The sequence below is a fragment of the Mesorhizobium sp. genome (assembly GCF_017306585.1).
Classification (GTDB): domain Bacteria; phylum Pseudomonadota; class Alphaproteobacteria; order Rhizobiales; family Rhizobiaceae; genus Mesorhizobium.
The window spans coordinates 1-7151 of sequence record NZ_JAFKIC010000056.1; the positions used below are offsets into that span (position 1 = coordinate 1).

Below are 7151 nucleotides of genomic sequence, written 5' to 3' on the forward strand. Positions count from 1 at the left end.
AAGATCCGTCCATACCCATTGAAATGGTGACAGTTACGTTCTCCCCGATCGGCAGTACGACCGAAATCTCGTCTGTGATGCCGATCCGCCCATAATACCACTTGAAATAGCGGCTGCGGCGAAACTGATCGGGCGCCACGTCGAGAAGACGATACAGCCCCGGCGCGCCGCGCCTCAGATGAAAATGATAGATCGGATCAAGCAGATAGGCCGCCGGCAGATATTGCTCGGCGAGATAGCGAAACACATCCGGGCCATAGATCTTCTTGTAGAGCACGCTCGGCACCGCGGTGCCCGAAAAAATGATGACGATGACGTTGTCGTAGCTGAGGCAGCGCCGCAGATACTCGGTGATTGCGGGATAGAACTCGCGCTTGCCGATCGCATCGATGGCCAGCGCCAGGCCTTCAAAAACGGACTTTGTCACCAATCATACCCCGATGGGGGTATATACCCCCAAGAAACGATACCCATAGTGTAAATCAAAAAAGAAAGGGGTACGAGAGAATTGTCCAGTTTACCATCCAAGACAGTGCCCAGGCCGGGATCGCCCCGCGGATTTCTGCCGCGATGAAACGTCCCGTCGATCATGGCGCCATGGCCGTTTCAGGCTACACGGTTCCCTGGCACACAGCGACTGGTACGCCCGTCGCGCTTCATGTCTCGTCGTCGCAGCCGGTGCGCACTGTGCGGATCTTGCGGCTCGACACGCCCTCGGCCGAGGTCATGGATTGGCATGTCGAGCCGACCGGAAATGCCGCATCGCATCGCGACTTCGATCATGGATCCTTCCCTAGGATCGCGGCAACGGAACTGGCCAAGGCCACCGACATCGGCGCCGTCGCCTTCGAAGTGTATTTGACCCGCAATGACGGCGCCCGCGTGCTGTTCGAGAGCGGAAATCTGCGTCTTGGGCTGCAGGATGGGCGGCTGACTTCAGGCCATGACGGCAAGCCGCTTGAAATCGGCGAGACCTTGCCGGCAAACACCTGGCTCACGGTCGAGATTTCGTCCGATGGCAGCTGGACGACCCTGAAGATCGGCTCGGACGACCTGTTGTCGCCATTTCGCCTGCAGCGTCAATTCGATCTGCCATGGTCCCTGTCCGGCGACATGGTCTTCGGCGCCAGCGCGGCGAACGACGTCAAAACGTTGAATGCCAAATTCTCGGCAATCGCCCTGCAAACCAAGGCCGGATGCATTGCGTGGACGTTCCCCACTCTGCTGCCGAGCGGCCCTATCGCCTCGACAGGCGGAGATGGCGTTCTGTTCCTGGAAGCGGTCAACCAGCCGGCCTTCTGCATGATCTCGCGCCGCTGGGACGGGTCGAGTTTCGATCCCCGGCTGGTGCCGCTGCATTACGACGCCGTGCATTGCCACGATGACGACATGGGCGCGTTGCAGTGGCCGGCCTCATACCATCTGCAGATCCCCGCCGAGGCTTCCGCAGGCGTCTATGCCTTCGAAGTCGGCCATGACGAAGGATCGGAGCGTATCGTCTTCTTCATCACCTCGGCGGCACGCCGGGCGCCGCTGCTGTTCCTGGTGCCGACGGCCACCTATCTCGCCTACGCCGATGAATTCCTGCCGGCGCATCTCTACGAATGGATGTGCGAAGACCGCGGCCATCGCTTCGCGATCGATAACAATCTGAAGTCGCTTTACGACTATCACAGCGACCTCAGCGGCGTGTCGATCGCTTCCACCCGGAAGCCGAAGGCGACACTGCGCGACGACTACAATTACCCGCTGTGCGGCTGCCCGCACAATCTGCCGGTCGACCTGCATTTTCTGCGCTTCTGCCACAATAACGGCATCGCCTTCGATCTCATCACCGACCGCGACCTGCATGAAAGAGGCGTTGCGGGTTTACAGGGCTACCAGGCGGTCATCACCGGCAGCCATCCCGAATACATGTCGGTCGAGATGGAGCATGCGCTGCGCCAGTTCGCGGCGGCGGGCGGCTCCATCGCCTATCTCGGCGGCAATGGCTTTGCCGGCAAGGTGGCGTTCCAGGACGATCTGATGGAACTGCGCCGTTCGCCGCTCGAAGCCGGCCGCACCTGGGACGGGCCGATCGCCGAACAGTCGCTGTCGATCACCAACCAGCCGGGCGGCCATCTCCGCGCCAGCGGGCGCGGTGAATTCTCGCTGACTGGCGTCGCCATCTCACTGATGGGTTTCGACAGCGCGCGGTCGTTCACACGCACACCAGAAAGCCGTGAACCGTCGGCCGCATGGCTGTTCGACGGCGTCACCAACGAGACCTTCGGCGACGAGGGCATCGTGCTTGGCGGTGCGGCCGGCTATGAGGTCGATGCCACCGATCCGCATCTCGGCACCTCCCCCGATACGACAGTCATTGCCCGCGCAACCGGCTTTCCGGACAGCTTCGTCCATGACGCGACGCGTTGGTACGAGGGCGGCGCGGAGGAACGCGCTACGCGGCGCTGCGCGGAGATGACGCTGCGCCTTCTGCCTTCAGGTGGTTTGATCTTTTCGGCGAGTTCGGTCGCCTGGTGCGGCGCTCTGCCGACCGGCAATGCCATGAACGACGTCGGCCGGATCACGAAGAATTTGCTGACGCATCTGGCGGCGGCAAAGAGCCGGACGAACCCGGACCGACAGCAACAGGGCGGGAGCAAACCCGCCGCCGGGCCGGCTTAGACGCATAGTGACAGTTCAACATCAGACTTTGGGAACAAGGACCAGGATCATGGGAATCAGAAAACATTTCGTCGGGGCGGTCGCCCTATTGGCGCTCGCCACCGCAATGCCGTTCGCGGCACAGCCAGCAAACGCGCAGGACCTTCCGGTCGAGCCCGGCGTATTCAAGCTCGCAATATCGCCCTGGCTTGGCTACGGCATGTGGTACATCGCCCAGGAAAAGGGCTTCTTCAAAGCCAACGGCCTAGAAGGCGTCGAGTTGACCAATTTCGTCGAGGACAAGGACATGGGCGCGGCGGTTGCCGCCGGCCAGGTCGACGGCGACAACGAGTCCATCCAGCAGTTGCTGGCCAAGGTGCAGGCCGGCATCCCGATCAAGGGCGTGCTGCTGCTCGATGCCAGCACCAAGGCCGATGCCATCCTGGTCAACAGCGACATCAAGACGGTGGCCGACCTCAAGGGCAAGCAGGTTGCCTTCGAACGCGGCTCGACCAGCGATCTGCTGCTGAACTACGTGCTGCAGAAGAACGGCATGACCATCGACGACGTCAACGTCCTGCCGATGCCGGCCGCCAGCGCCGGCACCGCGATCATTTCCGGCACCGTGCCGGCGGCCGTGACCTATGAGCCGTATATTTCGGCCGCCATTGGCGCCGACAAGAACATCAAGGTGCTGGCCGAGGCCGGTGAGGCGCCGGGCCTGATCAGCGACGTGCTTTCCGTGCCGGAGGAGACACTGAAGAAGAAGCCGGGCCAGGTGCAAGCCATGCTGAAGAGCTGGGACCAGGCGCTCGAATATTATCGCGCCCACACCGAGGAAGGCCGTGCGATCATCGCCAAGGGCGTCGGCGCCGAGCCGGCGGATCTGGCGACGGCCTTCGACGGCGTGTCGTATTATTCGGTCAGCGAAAGCCAGAAGGCGCTCAACGGCGTGTTCAAGTCCGACACCTATCCCGGCATCGTCAAGGCAGCGATAGCGGCCAAGCTGATCGACAAGGACATCGCCTACGACGCCGCCATCGACCCGACCGTGGCGCATTCGAAGTAATCGCCCGCGAACCGGAAGGCAGGCCATTGCGGGCCTGCCTTCCCACCGCGATGGCGGGAAGACATCCAGACATGACCAGCACCGATGTTCAAGTCGCCTTGACGTTCGATTTCGATGGCTATTCGACGTGGATCGGCAGCCATCGGGCGACGTCGCCGAGCATGCTTTCGCGCGGCGAGTTCGATCCGATCGGCGCGCGCCGCATCCTCAGGGTGTTGGAGCAGGCGGCCATCCCGGCAACCTTCTTCGTGCCGGGCCATTCGGCACTCGCCTTCCCGCCGGTCGTGTGCGCCTTTCGCGATGGCGGCCACGAGATCGGCCATCATGGCTGGGTTCATGAGAACCCGGTGCTGCTGACTCGCGAGGAAGAGCGTAGCGTCCTGCTGCGAGGCCTGGAAGCATTGGACAAGGTCGCCGGCGTCAGGCCATCCGGATACCGCTCGCCGGCCTGGGACAACAGCCCGTCGACCGTCGAACTGCTGCTCGAATTCGGCTTCGAGTATGAAAGCTCGATGATGGGCAACGACCACGAGCCTTATTGGTGCCGGATCGGCGATGCGTGGTCGACATCGGAAGAATTCCGCTTCGGCCTGCCCGTCGACCTCGTCGAAATGCCGGTCGCCTGGCATCTCGACGATTTTCCCCAATTCGAGTTCCTGGCGACCGACAAAGGCTACCTGCCGGGCGGCCGCGCGCCGTCGACGGTGCTGGAGATCTGGAAGGCCGAGTTCGACTTCCTCTACCAGCGCATCGGCAGCGGCGTGATGGTGGTGACCATGCACCCGCAGATCATGGGTCGCGGCCACCGGCTGCTGATGCTCGAGGAATTCATCCGCCATGTCGCCTCGCATGAGCGCGCTGGCTTCACGACATGCCAGGACTATGTGCGGCAATGGCGCAAGGGCCGCTCGCCGTCCCTGCCCGCTGATGCCGGTGATAACAGGCTGACCAGATGAAAACGGCAATCGTCACCGGTGCCGCCGGCGGGATCGGCGGAGCAATCGCGACGCTGTTTGCGTCGACAGGTGCGACCGTGATCGCGCTCGACCGGTCGTTCACCGGCGTGAGCGAACAGGCCACCGGCGCCGGCCAGATCCTGTCGGCCTCCTTCGATGTCGTAAGCGAGGCCGATTGGGTGAGGATTTCGGAGATGGTTGCCCAGCGGTTCGGCCCTATCGATGCGCTGGTCAACAACGCCGCCATCTTCAATCCGGTGCCGTTCCTGGAAGAAAGCGTTGCCGGTTTCCAGGCCGTCACCGACGTCAACCAGCTGGCCACGTTCCTCGGCATGCGCGCGGCCGCAGCGCTGATGCCGGCGCAGGGCGGCTCGATCGTCAACGTCTGCTCGACCGGCGGTTTGAGAGGGTTCGGCGGCGCCTTCGCCTATTCGACCTCGAAATGGGCGATCCGCGGCATGACCAAGGTCGCGGCGCGCGAACTTGCCGGCCGCAACATCCGGGTCAATGCGGTTCATCCGGGCCTGGTCGACACGCCGATGCTTGGCGAGAACACCGCCGAGAACCTGACTGCGATGACCGCCTCGGTGCCGCTTGGCCGATTGGCCAAGCCGCAGGAGATCGCGCATCTCGTGGCGTTCCTGGTGTCGCCCGGCAGCGAATACATCACCGGGTCTGAGTTCACGATCGACGGCGGGCAGACGATCTAGATCAGCCTTGAAAGGACTGGCAATGGAAAGGCGATTTCAGGGGAAGACCGCCGTGGTGACCGGCGCCGGCAACGGCATTGGCCTTGCCACGGCCCGGCGCCTGCAAGCCGAAGGTGCTGAGGTGCTCTCGGTCGACTGGAACGCGGACTATCTGGCAGACTGCGCGGAGCCGAAACTGACGATCGATCTCGCTGATAATGATGCCCCGGCGCGGATCGTCGCGGCCGCGAAGGCGCGGTTCGGGACAACAGACATCCTGATCAACAATGCCGGCGTTGCCGGTCCGAAGGCGCTTGCCGACAGCAGCGACGAATTGATCGACCATGTCATGGGGATCAACGTGCGCGCCGCCATGCGGCTGACCCGCGACATGCTTCTATACCTGGCGAGACCCGGCGGCTGCATCGTCAATGTCTGTTCGGTGTTCGGCGAGGTCGGTTTCCCCAACACCGCCGTCTATGCCGCGTCCAAGGGCGCGCTGTCGCAACTGACGCGCCAGCTGGCTGCCGACCTGTCGGCCGACGGAATCCGCGTGAACGGTGTGGCGCCCGGCGTCATCAATACGCCGATCGTCGCCGAGCGGATCGCCTCGGACGCCTGGTACCGGCGCGCCATGATCGAAACCACGCCGATCCGGCGCGTCGGCACAGTAGAGGATGTCGCCGGCGGCATCCTGTTCCTGTGCGGCCCGGACGCCCAGTTCATCACCGGCCACATCCTCAATATCGACGGCGGCTGGCTTGCCGCACGCGTCGCCCCGTGAAGGGGCGTTTCGACAGCACGAAGGAAACAGAATGTCAGATGTAGCAATCCACGACCTGGCCACGATGTCGCCCGAGGCGCGCACAAGCCTGCTCGAGCGGACCGAGGCCGACCTCACCGACACAATCCGCAAGGTCGAACCGATTATCGCCGCAGTGCGGACCAGGGGCGACGATGCCCTGATCGAGCTTGCCGCCCGGTTCGACGGCGTGACGCTGGTGCGTAAGGCATTGAAGGTGTCCGCAAGCCAGATTGCCGGCGCCGAAAAGGAACTCGATGCCGAGATCGTCGCGGCGATCCGGCTCTCGGTGGCGCAAGTGAGGCGATTCCATGAGGCGCAGATGCCCGACAATCTCTGGCTGAGCGAGGCAACCGAAGGCGCGCTGATCGGCGACCGCTGGACGTCGATCGATTCCGTCGCCTGCTACGTGCCGCGCGGCAAGGGATTCTTCCCGTCGAGCGCGATCATGACCGCGGTGCCCGCGAAGGTGGCCGGCGTGCCAAGGGTGGTCATCGTGACACCGCCCGGAGCGGACGGCACGGCCGATGCCGCCACACGCTTCATCGCTTCGCTGATCGGTATCGAAGAGATCTATCTCTGCGGTGGTGCCCAGGCGGTGGCGGCGGTTGCCTACGGCACCCAGACCGTGCCGAAATGCGCAAAGATCGTCGGCCCCGGCAGTCCATGGGTCAGCGCGGCGCGCCAGCTTCTGTCGAACCGGATCGATCCGGGCAGCCCCGCCGGCCCAAGCGAATTGCTGGTCTATGCCGACAACTCGGTCCCCGCCGCACTCGCAGCATTGGAACTGACAGTTGAATCGGAGCATGGCCCGGACTCCTCAGCCTTCGTCGTCACCACGGGGTCGGAACAAGAACTGCTCAAAATCGTACGCTAAGGGCGAACGGAGCAAGAACCCGAGTGCGATATCGGCCGCATTGCACTTGATCTCTGTGGATAGCGTAGCCAGGGCTGACGTATGTGCCCCCCAGTTTGACATCGTTCCATCG

The 7151-nt window shown here is 63.3% G+C and carries 6 protein-coding genes and 1 pseudogene; 6 read left to right on the plus strand and 1 reads right to left on the minus strand.

What is annotated here, in order from left to right; genetic code table 11:
• A pseudogene (locus tag J0I79_RS02110) lies at positions 1-427 on the minus strand (LuxR family transcriptional regulator); the annotation flags it as partial.
• 143 nt (positions 428-570) lie between these two features.
• Here J0I79_RS02110 and J0I79_RS02115 point away from each other — a divergent pair.
• The 6 genes from J0I79_RS02115 (at position 571) to hisD (ending at position 7039) form a co-directional block, all read left to right on the plus strand.
• Complete coding sequence (locus J0I79_RS02115; protein ID WP_292855019.1) at positions 571-2667, plus strand: N,N-dimethylformamidase beta subunit family domain-containing protein; 2097 nt, start codon at positions 571-573, stop codon at positions 2665-2667.
• A 49-nt stretch (positions 2668-2716) separates the two neighbouring features.
• Positions 2717-3715, plus strand: a complete 999-nt coding sequence (locus J0I79_RS02120; RefSeq protein WP_292855021.1) for an ABC transporter substrate-binding protein — start codon at positions 2717-2719, stop codon at positions 3713-3715.
• Positions 3716-3786: 71 nt separating this feature from the next.
• Positions 3787-4671, plus strand: coding sequence for a polysaccharide deacetylase (locus J0I79_RS02125; RefSeq protein ID WP_292855023.1), 885 nt, complete (start codon positions 3787-3789; stop codon positions 4669-4671).
• Positions 4668-5381: an SDR family NAD(P)-dependent oxidoreductase gene (locus tag J0I79_RS02130; RefSeq protein WP_127385803.1), complete on the plus strand. Its 714-nt coding sequence runs from the start codon at positions 4668-4670 to the stop codon at positions 5379-5381. The genes J0I79_RS02125 and J0I79_RS02130 overlap by 4 nt, the downstream gene beginning before the upstream one ends.
• A 22-nt stretch (positions 5382-5403) precedes the next feature.
• Positions 5404-6144 (plus strand): SDR family oxidoreductase, encoded by a 741-nt coding sequence (locus J0I79_RS02135; RefSeq protein ID WP_127388884.1) that lies wholly within the window; start codon positions 5404-5406, stop codon positions 6142-6144.
• A gap of 31 nt (positions 6145-6175) precedes the next feature.
• Positions 6176-7039 carry a histidinol dehydrogenase gene (gene hisD, locus J0I79_RS02140; protein ID WP_292855027.1) on the plus strand — a complete coding sequence of 288 codons (864 nt, stop codon included), beginning with the start codon at positions 6176-6178 and terminating at the stop codon, positions 7037-7039.
• Positions 7040-7151: the final 112 nt, after the last annotated feature.